The sequence below is a fragment of the Actinomadura pelletieri DSM 43383 genome (genome assembly GCF_003634705.1).
Taxonomy (GTDB): Bacteria; Actinomycetota; Actinomycetes; order Streptosporangiales; family Streptosporangiaceae; genus Spirillospora; species Spirillospora pelletieri.
On the sequence record NZ_RBWU01000004.1, the window covers coordinates 312,530 to 326,917 of the forward strand.

Annotated in this window: 16 protein-coding genes and 1 riboswitch; of the genes, 12 read left to right on the plus strand and 4 right to left on the minus strand. The window is 71.8% G+C overall.

What is annotated here, in order from left to right:
• The first annotated feature begins 47 nt into the window (after nucleotides 1-47).
• From BZB76_RS19350 to BZB76_RS19385, 8 genes are all read left to right on the plus strand, one after another.
• Nucleotides 48-1,001 carry a gluconeogenesis factor YvcK family protein gene (locus BZB76_RS19350; RefSeq protein ID WP_121435804.1) on the plus strand — a complete coding sequence of 318 codons (954 nt, stop codon included), beginning with the start codon at nucleotides 48-50 and terminating at the stop codon, nucleotides 999-1,001.
• A 62-nt stretch (nucleotides 1,002-1,063) separates the two neighbouring features.
• Nucleotides 1,064-2,044 (plus strand): DNA-binding protein WhiA, encoded by a 981-nt coding sequence (whiA, locus tag BZB76_RS19355; RefSeq protein WP_121435805.1) that lies wholly within the window; start codon nucleotides 1,064-1,066, stop codon nucleotides 2,042-2,044.
• Nucleotides 2,045-2,204: 160 nt separating this feature from the next.
• Entirely contained in the window at nucleotides 2,205-3,209 is a 1,005-nt protein-coding gene (gene gap / locus BZB76_RS19360) for a type I glyceraldehyde-3-phosphate dehydrogenase (protein WP_121435806.1), read from the plus strand.
• 79 nt (nucleotides 3,210-3,288) lie between these two features.
• Nucleotides 3,289-4,476, plus strand: coding sequence for a phosphoglycerate kinase (locus BZB76_RS19365; RefSeq protein ID WP_121435807.1), 1,188 nt, complete (start codon nucleotides 3,289-3,291; stop codon nucleotides 4,474-4,476).
• 3 nt (nucleotides 4,477-4,479) lie between these two features.
• Nucleotides 4,480-5,274 carry a triose-phosphate isomerase gene (gene tpiA, locus BZB76_RS19370; RefSeq protein ID WP_121435808.1) on the plus strand — a complete coding sequence of 265 codons (795 nt, stop codon included), beginning with the start codon at nucleotides 4,480-4,482 and terminating at the stop codon, nucleotides 5,272-5,274.
• Nucleotides 5,275-5,424: 150 nt separating this feature from the next.
• Nucleotides 5,425-5,661, plus strand: coding sequence for a preprotein translocase subunit SecG (gene secG, locus BZB76_RS19375; RefSeq protein WP_121435809.1), 237 nt, complete (start codon nucleotides 5,425-5,427; stop codon nucleotides 5,659-5,661).
• 86 nt (nucleotides 5,662-5,747) lie between these two features.
• Nucleotides 5,748-6,116: an RNA polymerase-binding protein RbpA gene (locus BZB76_RS19380; RefSeq protein WP_117400741.1), complete on the plus strand. Its 369-nt coding sequence runs from the start codon at nucleotides 5,748-5,750 to the stop codon at nucleotides 6,114-6,116.
• Between the two features lie 256 nt (nucleotides 6,117-6,372).
• A riboswitch (ZMP/ZTP riboswitch) is annotated at nucleotides 6,373-6,459 on the plus strand.
• A gap of 54 nt (nucleotides 6,460-6,513) precedes the next feature.
• A complete protein-coding gene (locus BZB76_RS19385) occupies nucleotides 6,514-7,785 on the plus strand; it encodes a serine hydroxymethyltransferase (protein ID WP_121435810.1) in 1,272 nt (423 codons plus the stop codon).
• A gap of 3 nt (nucleotides 7,786-7,788) precedes the next feature.
• On the opposite strand, the gene BZB76_RS19390 is transcribed toward BZB76_RS19385, so the two are convergent.
• Nucleotides 7,789-8,571 (minus strand): class I SAM-dependent methyltransferase, encoded by a 783-nt coding sequence (locus BZB76_RS19390; RefSeq protein WP_121435811.1) that lies wholly within the window; start codon nucleotides 8,569-8,571, stop codon nucleotides 7,789-7,791.
• A gap of 118 nt (nucleotides 8,572-8,689) precedes the next feature.
• Here BZB76_RS19390 and BZB76_RS19395 point away from each other — a divergent pair, with 118 nt between their 5' ends.
• Nucleotides 8,690-9,361, plus strand: coding sequence for a carboxymuconolactone decarboxylase family protein (locus BZB76_RS19395; protein WP_121435812.1), 672 nt, complete (start codon nucleotides 8,690-8,692; stop codon nucleotides 9,359-9,361).
• On the plus strand, nucleotides 9,354-9,959 hold the full coding sequence (locus BZB76_RS19400) for a GNAT family N-acetyltransferase (protein ID WP_121435813.1): 606 nt from the start codon (nucleotides 9,354-9,356) through the stop codon (nucleotides 9,957-9,959). The genes BZB76_RS19395 and BZB76_RS19400 overlap by 8 nt, the downstream gene beginning before the upstream one ends.
• On the opposite strand, the gene BZB76_RS19405 is transcribed toward BZB76_RS19400, so the two are convergent.
• Complete coding sequence (locus BZB76_RS19405) at nucleotides 9,956-10,723, minus strand: isocitrate lyase/PEP mutase family protein (protein ID WP_121435814.1); 768 nt, start codon at nucleotides 10,721-10,723, stop codon at nucleotides 9,956-9,958. The genes BZB76_RS19400 and BZB76_RS19405 overlap by 4 nt on opposite strands.
• Nucleotides 10,724-10,824: 101 nt before the next feature.
• Nucleotides 10,825-11,580 (minus strand): aspartate/glutamate racemase family protein, encoded by a 756-nt coding sequence (locus tag BZB76_RS19410; protein ID WP_121436212.1) that lies wholly within the window; start codon nucleotides 11,578-11,580, stop codon nucleotides 10,825-10,827.
• Between the two features lie 98 nt (nucleotides 11,581-11,678).
• Here BZB76_RS19410 and BZB76_RS19415 point away from each other — a divergent pair, with 98 nt between their 5' ends.
• Nucleotides 11,679-12,233 (plus strand): helix-turn-helix domain-containing protein, encoded by a 555-nt coding sequence (locus tag BZB76_RS19415; RefSeq protein ID WP_121435815.1) that lies wholly within the window; start codon nucleotides 11,679-11,681, stop codon nucleotides 12,231-12,233.
• On the opposite strand, the gene BZB76_RS19420 is transcribed toward BZB76_RS19415, so the two are convergent.
• Entirely contained in the window at nucleotides 12,230-12,958 is a 729-nt protein-coding gene (locus BZB76_RS19420) for a phosphodiesterase (RefSeq protein ID WP_121435816.1), read from the minus strand. The genes BZB76_RS19415 and BZB76_RS19420 overlap by 4 nt on opposite strands.
• Nucleotides 12,959-13,005: 47 nt before the next feature.
• Between BZB76_RS19420 and pdxR the strand changes: the two genes are divergently transcribed.
• On the plus strand, nucleotides 13,006-14,385 hold the full coding sequence (pdxR, locus tag BZB76_RS19425) for a MocR-like pyridoxine biosynthesis transcription factor PdxR (RefSeq protein WP_121435817.1): 1,380 nt from the start codon (nucleotides 13,006-13,008) through the stop codon (nucleotides 14,383-14,385).
• Nucleotides 14,386-14,388: the final 3 nt, after the last annotated feature.

Below are 14,388 nucleotides of genomic sequence, written 5' to 3' on the forward strand. Positions count from 1 at the left end.
CGGTCCCCGGCGCGGGGGCCGGATGAGGAGAGCAGGTTAGCGGCACGGTGAAGCCCCACGGCCCGAAGGTCGTCGCGCTCGGCGGCGGTCACGGCCTCTATGCCTCGCTGTCGGCGCTGCGCCGCGTCACCGACCGGCTGACGGCGATCGTCACGGTCGCCGACGACGGCGGGTCCAGCGGACGGTTGCGCCGCGAACTCGGTGTCCTTCCGCCCGGCGACCTGCGGATGGCGCTCGCCGCACTGTGCGGCGACGACGAGTGGGGACAGACGTGGCGGGACGTCGTCCAGCACCGCTTCCGCAGCGAGGGCGATCTCCAGGGACACGCCGTCGGCAACGTCCTCATCGTCGCGCTGTGGGAACTGCTCGGCCGGGAGGGCGCGGTCGCGGGGCTCGACTGGGTCGGGCGGCTGCTCGGCGCGCACGGCCGGGTCCTGCCGATGGCGGCCGTCCCGATGGACATCGTCGCCGAGGTGCGCGGCGCCGACCCGGCCCGCCCCGACGCGATCACCCATGTGAAGGGGCAGGTCGCGTGCGCGAAGACGCCCGGCACGGTGCTCGGCGTGTCGCTGGTGCCCGCCGACCCGCCCGCCTGCCCTGAGGCGCTCGCCGCGGTGGAGGACGCCGACTGGATCGTGTTCGGACCCGGCTCCTGGTTCACCAGCGTCCTGCCGCATCTGAAGGTCCCGGCGCTGGCCCGCGCGCTGGTGTCGTGCCGGGCCCGCCGCGCCGTCGCGCTGAATCTGGCGCCGCAGCCCGGTGAGACCGACGACTTCTCGCCGCAGACCCATCTGGAGGTGCTGCGCGCCCACGCGCCCGACCTGCGGGTGGACGTCGTCCTCGCCGACGCCGGTGTGGTCGACGATCCGGAGGCCCTTGAGAAGGCCGTCCAGGACATCGGTGGACGTCTCGTGCTCGCCGACGTGGCCGCCGACGACGGGTCGCCGCGTCATGAACCCGCCCGGCTGGCCCAAGCCTTCGACAAGATATTCGGCGAGTGACGTCCGGTGGCGCCGGGATCGGCGACACTGCTGGAAGTCCGATAGGGGGAGGGGTCCAACTCATGGCGATGACCGGTGTGGTCAAGGACGAGCTGAGCAGGCTCACGGTCATGAAGCCGTGCTGCCGCAAGGCCGAGGTCTCGACGCTGCTGCGCTTCGCGGGCGGCTTGCACCTGGTCAGCGGGCGCATCGTGATCGAGGCCGAGATCGACACCGGCGTCGCCGCACGCCGTCTGATCAAGGACATCTCGGAGGTGTTCGGGCACACCTCCGAGGTCGTGGTGCTCGCGCCGAGCGGCCTGCGCAAGGGCAACCGCTATGTCGTGCGCGTCTTCCGGGACGGCGAGTCGCTCGCCCGGCAGACCGGCCTGATCGACAGCAACGGCCGTCCGGTCCGCGGCCTGCCCCGGCATGTCGTCGCGGGCGCGGCCTGCGACGCCGAGTCCGCGTGGCGGGGCGCGTTCCTCGCGCACGGCTCGCTGACCGAGCCGGGCCGGTCCATGTCGCTGGAGGTGACGTGCCCCGGCCCGGAGGCCGCGCTCGCCCTGGTCGGCGCGGCCCGCCGGCTGAAGATCCACGCCAAGGCGCGGGAGGTGCGCGGCGTCGACCGGGTCGTCGTCCGCGACGGCGACGCGATCAGCGCGCTGCTCACCCGGCTCGGCGCCCACGACAGCGTCCTCGCGTGGGAGGAGCGCCGGATGCGCCGCGAGGTCCGCGCCACCGCCAACCGGCTCGCCAACTTCGACGACGCGAACCTGCGCCGCTCCGCGCGCGCCGCCGTCGCCGCCGGGGCCCGCGTCGCCCGCGCCCTGGAGATCCTCGGCGACGACGCGCCCGAGCACCTCGTCAACGCCGGACGGCTCCGGCTGGAGCACAAGCAGGCGTCCCTGGAGGAGCTCGGCCAGCTCGCCGACCCGCCGCTCACCAAGGACGCCATCGCGGGCCGCATCCGCCGCCTCCTCGCCATGGCCGACAAGCGCGCCGGTGACCAGGGCATCCCCGGCACCGAGGCGAACCTGACCGCCGAGATGCTCGCACCCTGATCGTCGCCGGACCCGGCGCGGGGCCGACGGCGCCGCACCCACCGGTGTCAGGCCGCCCACGGATCATTGGATAGGGTCGGAGACAGGGGGATCCCCTGATCGACCGTAGGCGACAGTCCGGCCCCGGCCGGGCGACACGATGTGCGAGGAGAGCCGTTCCGTGACCATCCGAGTAGGCGTCAACGGGTTCGGCCGGATCGGCCGGAACTTCTACCGGGCCGTGAAGGCGTCCGGTGCCGACATCGAGATCGTGGCGGTCAACGACCTGACCGACACCACCACCCTCGCCCGGCTGCTCAAGTACGACAGCATTCTCGGCCGCCTCCCCGAGGAGGTGAGCGCCACCGACACCGAGATCGTCGTCGGCGGCAAGGCGATCAAGGCGTTCGCCGAGCGCGACCCCGCGAACCTGAAGTGGAGCGAGGTCGGCGCCGACGTCGTCGTGGAGTCCACCGGCTTCTTCACCGACGCCACCAAGGCCAAGGTGCACGCCGACAACGGCGCCAAGAAGGTGATCATCTCCGCTCCGGCGAAGAACGAGGACGTCACCCTCGTCCTCGGTGTCAACGACGACGCCTACGACCCGGCGAACCACACGGTGATCTCCAACGCGTCCTGCACCACCAACTGCCTGGCCCCGCTGGCGAAGGTCCTGCACGACAGCTTCGTCATCGAGCGCGGCCTGATGACGACGATCCACGCCTACACGCAGGACCAGAACCTGCAGGACGCCCCGCACAAGGACCCGCGCCGCGCCCGCGCCGCCGCGCTGAACGTCGTGCCGACCTCCACCGGCGCCGCCAAGGCCATCGGCCTGGTGCTGCCCGAGCTGAAGGGCAAGCTCGACGGCTACGCGCTGCGCGTCCCGGTGCCGACGGGCTCGGCCACCGACCTCACCGTGACGCTGTCGCGCGAGGTGACGGTGGACGAGGTCAACGCGGCGTTCAAGGCGGCCGCCGAAGGCCCGCTGAAGGGCTACCTCACCTACACCGAGGACCCGCTCGTCTCCACCGACATCGTCACCGACCCGGCGTCCTGCATCTACGACTCCGGGCTGACCAAGGTCATCGGCGACCAGGTGAAGGTCGTCGGCTGGTACGACAACGAGTGGGGCTACTCCAACCGTCTCGTCGACCTCGTCAAGCTCGTCGGCGCGCAGCTCTGACCGAAGCCCCCGACGCCGTGGCCGCGCACCGCACCGCGCGGCCACGGCGCGGCCGTGTACGGAAGGACATCGCAACTCGATGCGCACCATTGACGACCTCGACGTCGCCGGTCGGCGCGTCCTCGTCCGCGCCGACCTGAACGTCCCCCTGGACGGCGGCGCGATCACCGACGACGGGCGGATCCGGGCGAGCCTCCCGACGATCGAGACGCTGCGGGCCAAAGGCGCCAAGGTCATCGTCTGCGCCCATCTCGGCCGTCCCAAGGGGAAGGTGAACCCCGAGTTCTCCCTCGCGCCCGTGGCGGCGCGGCTGGGCGAGCTGCTCGGCGCGGACGTCGCGTTCGCTTCGGACGTCGTCGGCGACTCCGCCCGCGCGACCGTCGGCGCGCTCGCCGACGGCGATGTCGCGCTGCTGGAGAACCTTCGCTTCGAACCGGGCGAGACCAGCAAGGACGACGCCGAGCGCGGCGCGTTCGCCGACCGGCTCGCCGCCCTCGCCGACCTGTACGTCGGGGACGGGTTCGGCGCGGTGCACCGCAGGCACGCGTCCGTCTACGACGTGCCCGGACGGCTCCCGCACGCCGCGGGCGGACTGATCGCCACCGAGGTCGGGGTGCTGAAGCGGCTCACCGAGCACGTCGAACGGCCCTACGCGGTCGTGCTAGGCGGCTCCAAGGTGTCCGACAAGCTCGGCGTGATCGACAACCTGCTCGGCAAGGCCGACCGCATCCTCATCGGCGGCGGCATGGTCTTCACCTTCCTGCGGGCGCAGGGCCACGAGGTCGGCACGAGCCTCCTCGAAGAGGACCAGCTCGACACCGTCCGCGACTACCTGCGGCGCGCCGCGGACACCGGCGTGGAGTTCGTGCTCCCGGTCGACGTCGTCGCCGCCACCGCGTTCTCCGCCGACGCCGACCACGGCGTCGTGGCCGCCGACGCGATCCCGGCCGACCGGATGGGCCTCGACATCGGCCCCGAGTCCGGCGAACTGTTCGCCGCGCGTCTCGCGGACGCCCGCACGGTGTTCTGGAACGGCCCGATGGGCGTGTTCGAGATGAAGCCCTACGAGAACGGCACCCGCGCCGTCGCGCAGGGCCTCATCGACTCCGGCGCGTTCACGGTGGTCGGCGGCGGCGACTCCGCCGCGGCCGTCCGGCGGCTCGGCTTCGACGAGGCCGCCTTCTCCCACATCTCGACCGGCGGCGGCGCCAGCCTCGAATACCTCGAAGGCAAGACGCTGCCCGGCCTGCAGGCCCTGGAGGACTGACCGATGGCCCCCGCGAGCCCCGCCCGCAAACCGCTGATGGCGGGCAACTGGAAGATGAACAACAACCACCTCGAGGCGATCGCGCTCGTCCAGAAACTGGCGTTCGCGCTCAAGGAGGCCGACTACGACGCGGTGGACGTCGCCGTGCTCCCGCCGTTCACCGCGATCCGCTCGGTCCAGACCCTCATCGAGGCCGACAAGTACCCGATCCAGTACGGCGCGCAGGACGTCTCCGCGCACGCCTCCGGCGCCTACACCGGTGAGATCTCCGCGGGGATGCTCGCCAAGCTGCGCTGCGGCTACGTCGTCGTCGGCCACTCCGAACGCCGCCAGTACCACGCCGAGGACGACGCGCTCGTCAACGCCAAGGCGAAGGCCGCGCTCGGCGCCGACCTCACCCCGATCCTGTGCGTGGGCGAGGGGCTGGAGGTCCGTAAGGCGGGCGGGCACGTCCCGCACGTCCTCGCGCAGGTGGACGGCGGCCTGGAGAAGATCCCCGCCGACCAGGTCCGGCGCCTTGTGATCGCCTACGAGCCGGTATGGGCGATCGGCACCGGGGAGGTCGCCACCCCCCAGGACGCGCAGGAGGTCTGCGCCGCGATCAGGACGCGGCTCGCCGAGCTGTACGACGGCGGAGTCGCCGACGAGGTGCGTATCCTGTACGGCGGTTCGGTGAAGGGCGACAACGTCGCCAAACTCATGGCGCAGGACGATGTGGACGGCGCCTTGGTCGGTGGTGCCAGCCTGGACCCGGGAGAGTTCGTCAAGATCTGCCGGTACCGGGATCTTCCCGTCTGATCTTCTTGATCAATTCGGGGTGAACCGGGGGTTCGTGCCGAACCAGCGGCCGGTTCGTCGTACCCTTCGTAGCTGACGGGTAAACCGCTCGGCCTGGTCCACCGTCCTGAACTACAGACCGTCCTGAACTAGAGACAAGGCGCTGAAATCGTGATCCTCGCATCGTCTATCGTGCTCATCGTCACGAGCCTGCTGATGGTCGTCCTCGTCCTCATGCACAAGGGCAAGGGCGGCGGCCTGTCCGACATGTTCGGCGGCGGCGTCTCGTCGTCCCTGGGCGGATCGTCCGTGGTGGAACGCAACCTCGACCGGCTGACGATCGCCGTCGGCGTCCTGTGGTTCGCCTCGATCGTCGTGCTCGGCCTGCTGTTCAAGGGCGACGCCTGAGACATCCGTCTCGACACCAATGCGAACGCCGCGCCGTCCTAGCAGGAGGTAACGGGCGGCGGCGGAAGACAAACGAGGAGTACTCCGTGGGTAGTGGCAACGCGATTCGGGGCAGCCGTGTCGGGGCCGGTCCGATGGGAGAGGCGGAACGTGGTGACGCCGCCCCCCGCGTGTGGGTGACCTTCTACTGCGCCAACCGGCACGAGACCCGCCCCAGCTTCGCGACCGACGTGGCGGTCCCCGAGACCTGGGACTGCCCGCGCTGCGGGTTCCCCGCCGGTCAGGACTCGGAGAACCCTCCGGCGCCCCCGAAGACCGAGCCGTACAAGACGCACCTCGCGTACGTGAAGGAGCGCCGCAGCGACGAGGACGGCGAAGCCATCCTCGAAGAGGCCCTGGCCAAGCTCCGCCAGAAGCGCGCCGCCGTCAAGAAGGCTCTGGAAGCAGCGCGGTAGTCTTTGCATTTCTCTCCTCCTTCGGGCGCGGAGCGCCCTCCATCGTCGAGAAACGCGGTGCGATCGCTGGCATCGCTTCGGCTCGCCTGGCGGCTCGTTGCGCGATCAGATTCTCGCTTCGCTTGAATCTGCCTTCGGACGCGATCGCGAACCCCGAGGTCGTTGCGGGGTTGCGGAGGCGGGCTTGGGTTTTTGGGTTGGGTCGTGTTCTCCCCCGCGCGGGGCTCGCGCGGGGGAGAACACGACTTCTGTATGCTTGCGGCTACGTGACTGGCGCAGTGAAGGTGGATTGACCACCGGGGAGCGAAGAGCCGTCCGCGCACCGCGCGCCTGGGTGTACGGGCCCCTTACGCCGGGGTGCCCGAGAACCCGGTGCGAGCAGCGTGGAGGCACCGAAATGCACGAACCGCCCGTTCCCCATCTGCGTGGCCAGGACCCCGAGATCGCGGGGCTCGTCGAGGACGAGGCGCGCCGCCAGTTCGAGAAGCTGCGGCTCATCGCCTCGGAGAACTATGTGTCGCCCGCCGTCCTGGAGGCCGCCGGGACGGTTCTGACCAACAAGTACTCCGAGGGGTACGCCGGCAAGCGGTACTACGAGGGTCAGCAGGTCGTCGACCCGATCGAGACGCTGGCCGTCGACCGGGCGAAGGAAGTGTTCGGTGTCGAGCACGCCAACGTCCAGCCGTATTCGGGGTCGCCCGCGAACCTCGCCGTGTACATGGCGTTCCTGGAGCCCGGCGACCCGGTGATGGGCCTGTCGCTGCCGATGGGCGGGCACCTGACGCACGGCTGGTCGGTGTCGGCGACCGGGAAGTGGTTCCGTCCCGTCCGGTACGACGTGCGCGCCGACACGGGCCGGATCGACCTCGACCAGGTCCGTGACCTGGCGCTCAAGGAGCGGCCGAAGCTCATCTGGTGCGGCGGCACCGCGATTCCCCGGACGATCGACTTCCCGGCGTTCGCGGAGATCGCCCGGGAGGTCGGCGCGGTGCTGGCGGCCGACATCGCGCACATCGCGGGACTGATCGCGGGTGGCGCGCATCCGTCGCCGGTCGGTCATGCCGACGTGATCACCACGACGACGCACAAGACGCTGCGCGGTCCGCGCGGCGCGATGATCATGTCGACGGGCGAGCACGCGAAGGCGGTCGACAAGGCCGTGTTCCCAGGGCTCCAGGGCGGGCCGCACAACCACACGACCGCGGCGATCGCGGTCGCGTTGCGGGAGGCGGCGCAGCCGGAGTTCGCCGCGTACGCGCGGCAGGTCGTCGCCAACGCGAAGGCCCTCGCCGCCGCGCTGCTGGACCGCGGCTACGACCTGATCTCCGGCGGCACCGACAACCACCTCATCCTCATCGACCTGACGAACAAGGGCATCGGCGGCAAACCCGCCGCGCAGGCCCTCGACCGCGCGGGGATCGAGCTGAACTACAACGCCGTCCCGTTCGATCCGCGCAAGCCGTTCGACCCGTCGGGGCTGCGGGTCGGCACCGCCGCGATCACCACCCGCGGGCTGGGCGAGGACCTGATGCCACGGGTCGCGGAATGGATGGACGAGGTCGTGCAGGCCGCGGCGAAGCAGGACGAGAGCGTCGTCGAGCGGGTCGCCGGGCAGGTCCGCGAGCTGCTCGCGTCCTACCCGATGCCGGGGTGGACGGCCACGCCCTGACGGTCACGCCCCCCGCAGGATCGTGATCATGCGCCAGGCGGCGGGGTCGGTGAGCGCCACGGCGTGCTCACCGGCCCCGAAGTCGCCGTACCGGGCGACGACGTCCAGGCCGCCCGCGAGGCGGATCACCGCGTCCAGTTCCGTCGCCGTCCAGAACCGGTAGGGGACGACGTCGCGCAGCACCCGCGTCCCGTCCGAGTCGGTGATGGTCATCGTGACGTGGTCGTCGGCGATCTGGGTGACCGGGTCGAGCACGTCACCGGGCTCGCCCCACCGGACGGTGGCGCGGACGTCGCCGCGCTCGACCTGCCAGCCCGTGCTGACGGTCGGTTCGTCGGTGAGACGGTCACGCGGATGCGACATCTCCACGATGTACAGGCCGCCGGGGGACAGGTGCGCGGCGACGCGGCGCAGGTGCGCGACGAACGCGTCCAGCGTCATCAGGTGCGATGTCGAGTCCAGCATGGTCACGACCAGGTCGAACCGGCGGCCCAGGTCGAACCGGGTCATGTCGTCCTCGACGACGGTCACCTCGACGCCGTCGCGGGCCGCCTCCCGGGACGCGTAGGCGCACATGGCCGGGTTCAGGTCGAGCGCGGTCGCGGCGACCCCCCGGCGGGCGAACTCCCGGGCGTGCTCGGCGGGCCCGGCCGCCAGTTCCAGCATCGAGTCCGGCTTCAGCCGGTTCTCGGCGCACCAGTCGAGCAGGACGTCCACCTCGGTGGGCACGTCGCGGAACGAGCACGCCAGAGCGTACGCCCACGGATCGTCATAGATGCCGCTCACCCGCCCATCCTGCCAGCGCGCCGCCGGTGTCACGTGATCGCCACGTCATCCTGCGCCCGGGGTTTCACATTCCGGCGGGGGCTTGAGCCGTCCGGTCGGACCGCCTAGCGTGCGGTAAGTGATCGACCCCGTGAGCGGTGAGCATGTCAATGACCGACCTCCGCCCGGTCCGTCAGCGACCCGGCTCCCGCTGCTGCTCCCCGGTACCCTCAGCGACGACCAGCGCACCGTCTACGAGGCGGTGACCGGTGGCCCGCGCGCGCAGGGCCGGGTCCCGCCCGTCGCGATCGCCGACAGGTTCGGGCGTCTGCTCGGCCCGTTCAACGCCATGCTGTACAGCCCCTCGGTCGGGTTGCCGTTGCAGGATCTCGGCGCCGCGCTGCGGTTCCGCACCGCGTTCACCCGACGCGAACGGGAGATCGCGACGCTGGTCGTCGCCGCGCATCTGCGTTCCGACTACGAATGGCACACGCACGAGCTGATCGGACGCCGGGTCGGGCTCGCGGACGACGAGATGGCCGCGCTCCGGGAGGGCCGCGCGCCGATGCTCGCCGACGTCCGGGAACGCGTCGTGTACGAGGCGGTCCGGCAGCTCGTCGCCGAGGGCGACCTCGGCGACGCGGTGTTCACGGAGGCGGCGACGACGCTCGGCCGTCCCGCCGTCGTGGAACTGGTCACGCTCGTCGGCTACTACCGGGCGCTGGCGTTGCACCTGCGCGTGTTCCGGGTCGGTGTCCCGGACGGCGAGCCCGCGCCCGCCTGGCCCGCTGGGGAGGACGGAGATGAGTGAGGTCCTGCGGACGGTGCGGCTCGAACTGCATCCGGTGTCGATGGCCGACCACGCCGCGTTGTTGACGCACTGGACGGGCCCGCTCGTCCGGCGTCATCTGTTCGACGACCGGTTGATCTCCGCCGTCCAGGTCGCGGAGATCATCGACGCCAGCGAGCGGGACTTCGCCACCGAGGGCTACGGGCTGTGGGCGCTGCGGCCGGCCCGCTGGTCCGGTGGGATCGACGGCGTTCCGGGTCCGGACGCGGCGGCGCCCGGCGACCCGCTGATCGGTGTGGCGGGGCTCAGCCACCACGACGGGCCCCTCGGCCACGGCGTGGACGTGGAGATCCTCTACAGCCTGGAACCGGACCGGTGGGGGCAGGGGCTCGCCGCCGAGGCGTCCCGCGCGGTCCTCGACTACGCGTTCGGGGTGGTCGGGGTGCACCGGGTCACCGCCGAGATCGACATGGCGAACCCGGCGTCGGCGGAGATCGCCCTGCAGCTCGGGATGCGTCGCCGCCCGGACGGTCCCGCCGGGCCCGACGGCGCCGCCTACTACGCGGCCGAACGTTCCCGCTGGGTCGGCTCGCGCCGCTTCGTGGACGCCGTTCCCTAGCGCCGGACGAGGTCCTGGACGTCCCCGTACGAGGGTGTGCGGCGTTCGGTGTCGTCCTGTCCGGTCACGTCGAGCGCCGCCGCGACCGTGGCGCGCAACGCCTCGCGGAACAGCAGCGACCCGGTGCTGACGCGGTGGACGCCGAGGCGCGCCATCCGCTCGTACTCGGTCTTGCCCGGGATGTACAGCACGTTCAGCGGCACGCCCGCGATGTCGAGGACGGCGCGGATGTCGGCGTCGTCGACGATGCCGGGCACGAACACCCCGTCCGCGCCCGCCTCCGCGAACGCGCGGGCCCGCCGCAGCGTCTCGTCCCGGTCCGGGTCGCCGAGCCAGAACGTGTCGGTACGGGCGTTGAGGAACACCTGCGGCGCGGCCCGCTTCACCGCCGCGATGAGGGTGGTCTGGTGGTCGAGCGGCGCGAGGGTCCCGTCGGCGCGGCCGTCCTCCAGGTTGATCCCGACGATGCCGAACGAGGCGAGTTCGGTGACGAGTTCGGCGACGTCCCCGATCCGGTCGGAGAAGCCGCCCTCGACGTCGACGGTGACCGGCACGGGCAGGCGGGCGAGGACACTGGCGAGCGCGATGGTCTCGTCGCGGGTGCCGCCCGCCGCGTCGATCTTCCCGGCCGCGGCGGCGACACCGAGGCTCGTCGTCCCGATCGCGGGGAAACCGGCCTTGACCAGCGCCGCGCCGCTCGCGAAGTCCCACGCGTTCGGCAGCAACAGCGGCCGGTCACCGTGATGCAGATCGTGGAACCGCACGGGTCGACCTCCGTTCCGGGACGGGCCGCCGCGAACGAACTCCGGCGACCAGGTGGGGACGTTCCCGCCGGTCGGGATCGAAACGGGCGGGCGTCCCGAATCTAGGACGGGGTCGTTTCGTCGTCCGCCGAAGCGTCGACGGGCCCGCCGCGCCAGGTGGGGAAGGGGCGGCGGCCGACGGCCACGTCGAAGGCGGCGCGGGCGAGCAGGCGGGTGGAGTCGAGCGTCGGCAGCGGCGACGCGTCGGGCGTCACCAGCAGCGGGATCTCGGTGCAGACGAGCGCCACGGCGTCGCAGCCGCGTTCGGCGAGCCGCTCGATGACGCGGACGTACACGCGCCGCGACTCCTCGGTGAAGACGCCGTTGACCAGCTCGGCGAAGATGATCCGGTTGACGGTCTCCCGGTCGTCGGCGTCCGGGACCCGGGCCTCGATGCCGCGCGCGGCGAGTTCGCGGGGGTAGACCGGGCCGGCCATGGTGTACCGGGTGCCGAGGACGCCGACGCGGGCGCGGCCGTCCCGGGCTGCCTGGTCGGCGACGATCCGGGCGATGTGCAGGCCGGGCAGCGACAGGTCGTCGCCGGGCCGTTCGAGCGCCAGGTGCGCGGTGTTGTCCGGGCAGACGAAGAAGTCGGCGCCCGCCGCCGCGAGCCGCCGGACGTTCTCGGCGAACGTCGCCCGGATCGGGTCGTGATCTCCGGCGTCCCACGCGGGCATGCTCCGGGCCATCGCGGTGAGGTCGAGCGTCACGTCCGGGTGGTCGTCGGGGCCCAGCTCGCGGAACCCTTCCTGGCAGAAGGCGCGCAGGCACAGCGCGGCGCCTTCCATGCTGTGGGCGAGGATGCCGAGATGCTGCATGCTCCAGTTCCCGTTCGGTGTGCCGAACAATCGTCCATTAACATGAACACAACGTGCATGGTTCGTCAAACCGAACACATGGCAGTCTGGAGCGAACGATGGGAAACGCCGATCTGATCGCGGTGATCGCCGCGTCTCTCCGTCGGGAACGCGAGCGCGCCGGGATGTCACAGACGGAGCTGGCCCGCCGCGCCGGTCTCGCCAAGTCGACGCTGTCCCAACTGGAGGCGGGCACCGGAAACCCGAGCGTCGAGACGCTGTGGGCGCTCGGCACGGCCCTGGACGTCCCGTTCAGCCGTCTCGTCGACCCGCCCCGGGCGCCCGTCCGCGTGATCCGCGCGGGCGAGGGCCCCGCCGCCCACTCCGACCAGGCCGACTACACGACCACGCTGCTCGCGTCCTGCCCGCCCAACGCCCGTCGCGACCTCTACCGCGTCACCGCCCAGCCCGGCGCCCGCCGCGTCTCCGACCCGCACCCGCCGGGCACGGTGGAACACGCCGTCCTCAGCACCGGCCGCGCGCTCGTGGGCCCGTCGGACGGCCCGATCGAACTCGCCCCCGGCGACTACATCACCTATCCCGGCGACGCCTCCCACGTGTTCGAGGCCCTCACCCCCGGCACCTCCGCGATCTTCCTCATGGAGCACGTCTAGACGGTGCGGTAATGGGTGGTCAGGCGCCCCGCGTCGTCCAGGACGTGGAACGCCACACCCGGGGGAGCGTCGTTGGAGGCGATGCCGCCCGCCTCACCGGGCAGCTTCAGCGTGGACGCCACTCCCGGCGCGACGAGCAGCGGCCGTCCCGCGAACGTCGTGACCGCCGCCGTGTGCGCGTGCCCGCACAGCAGGGCCACGACCTGCGGATGCCGCGCGACGACCGCGGCCAGCCGTTCCTCGCCGAACTGCCTGATCCGATCCACGTACGGGATGCCCACCGGCACCGGCGGATGGTGGAAACAGACGAACGCCGGAGCCTCGGGTTCCTGGGACAGGCACCGATCGAGCCAGTCGATCGTCTCGTCGTCGAGAAACCCGTGATCCTCTCCGCGAACCGTGGAGTCGCACATCACGAACACCGCGCCCGCAACCTTGTGCACCTGGTTGATCGGCCCGCCACCCGGCGGCTCGTCCAGAAGCACCTCCCGGTACGGCCCCCGCGCGTCATGGTTGCCGGGGCACGTCAGTACCGGATGCGGGGACCGCAGCACCTCCCGGGCCTGCCGGTACTCGGCGGGCGTGCCATGGTCGGCGATGTCACCCGTGACGAGAACGGCGTCGAGCGGCACGGCGTTCACCCGCTCCATGACCCACGCCGCCCGTTCGCGGCGGCGCTCACCGCCGTCCAGATGTGTGTCGCTGAGCTGGGCGAGAACAAGCATGTCGGGAAATTTAGGCGGCCACCGGACCATGGTTAAGATCCAATCTCATGCCGAAAAGTTGGTCCGGTTCGGGAATCGATCTGCATCTCGACCTCGACACGTCCGGTGGCCGCCGGGCGGGCCTCGAACGCGCCCTCCGCGCCGCGATCCGGACCGGGCGGCTCGCCCCCGGCGACCCCGTCCCGTCGACCCGCGTCCTCGCCGCCCAGCTCCACCTTTCCCGCGGCACGGTCACCGCCGCCTACGACCAGTTGACGGCCGAGGGCTACCTGACGACCGTCCCCGGCTCCGCCACTAGGGTCGCGGAGATCACCCCCACACCCACCAACGCGGCCGGCGCGCGGCGAGCGGCCGAACCCGTCCACGACCTCCTGCCGGGAAGCCCCGACCTCGGCGCTTTCCCCGCCCGTGCCTGGCTGCGCTCGACCCGCCGCGTCCTGAACGCCGCACCGCCCGAGGCGTACGCGCTCGGCGACCCGCGCGGCCGCCCCGAACTGCGCGAGGCGCTGGCCGCCTACCTCGGACGGGCCCGCGGCGTCCACGCCGACCCGGCCCGGATCGTCGTCACCTCCGGATACGCGCAGTCCCTCGGCCTGCTCGCCGAAGTCCTCTGCGACACCGGAACGACCACGATCGCGATGGAGGAACCGGGCCACCCGTTCCACCGAAAGATCGTCCGCCATCGCGGTCTGGAGGTCGTCCCACTGCCCGTGGACGACCTCGGCGCCCGCCCCGAGCCCGGCCCGGCGGGCGCGGCCGTCCTCACCCCGGCGCACCAGTACCCGTACGGCGCGACCCTCCACCCCGACCGCCGCCACGCCTTCACCTCCTGGGCCCGCGCCACCGGCGCGACGATCGTCGAGGACGACTACGACGGCGAGTTCCGCTACGACCGCCACCCGGTCGGCGCCCTCCAGGGCATGGCCCCCGCCCACGTCGTCTACGCCGGAACCGCGTCCAAGACCCTCGCCCCGGCACTGCGCCTCGCCTGGCTGGTCCTGCCCGCCCACCTGGTCGAACCCGTCACGGAGGCCAAACGCCTCGCCGACGCGCACACCCAGTCGCTCGGCCAACTCGTCCTCGCCGACCTCCTCGACACCCACGCCTACGACCGCCACGTCCGCGCGTCCCGCCTCCGTTACCGCCGCCGCCGCGACCTCCTACGGGAAACGCTGCACGACCGCGCCCCCCACGTCCACGTACAAGGCATCGCCGCCGGACTGCACGCCCTCGTCCTCCTCCCCGACAACGGCCCCACCGAGCCCGAGATCATGGCCCGCGCCACAGAACTCGACCTGGCCCTGATGCCCCTCCACAGCCACTGGCAGAACCCGTCCGACCGCCCCCAGGGCTTCGTCCTCGGCTACAGCACCCCGGTCGGCTCCGCCTACCCGACCGCCCTGGACATCCTCTGCCGCGCCTTGTGATGA

Coding starts and splice junctions, on each gene's coding strand:
- whiA (WP_121435805.1), top strand. CDS start 1,064: ATGGCGATGACCGGTGTGGTCAAGGACGAGCTGAGCAGGCTCACGGTC.
- BZB76_RS19365 (WP_121435807.1), top strand. CDS start 3,289: ATGCGCACCATTGACGACCTCGACGTCGCCGGTCGGCGCGTCCTCGTC.
- tpiA (WP_121435808.1), top strand. CDS start 4,480: ATGGCCCCCGCGAGCCCCGCCCGCAAACCGCTGATGGCGGGCAACTGG.
- BZB76_RS19385 (WP_121435810.1), top strand. CDS start 6,514: ATGCACGAACCGCCCGTTCCCCATCTGCGTGGCCAGGACCCCGAGATC.
- BZB76_RS19400 (WP_121435813.1), top strand. CDS start 9,354: ATGAGTGAGGTCCTGCGGACGGTGCGGCTCGAACTGCATCCGGTGTCG.
- BZB76_RS19410 (WP_121436212.1), bottom strand. CDS start 11,580: ATGCAGCATCTCGGCATCCTCGCCCACAGCATGGAAGGCGCCGCGCTG.
- BZB76_RS19415 (WP_121435815.1), top strand. CDS start 11,679: ATGGGAAACGCCGATCTGATCGCGGTGATCGCCGCGTCTCTCCGTCGG.
- BZB76_RS19420 (WP_121435816.1), bottom strand. CDS start 12,958: ATGCTTGTTCTCGCCCAGCTCAGCGACACACATCTGGACGGCGGTGAG.
- pdxR (WP_121435817.1), top strand. CDS start 13,006: ATGCCGAAAAGTTGGTCCGGTTCGGGAATCGATCTGCATCTCGACCTC.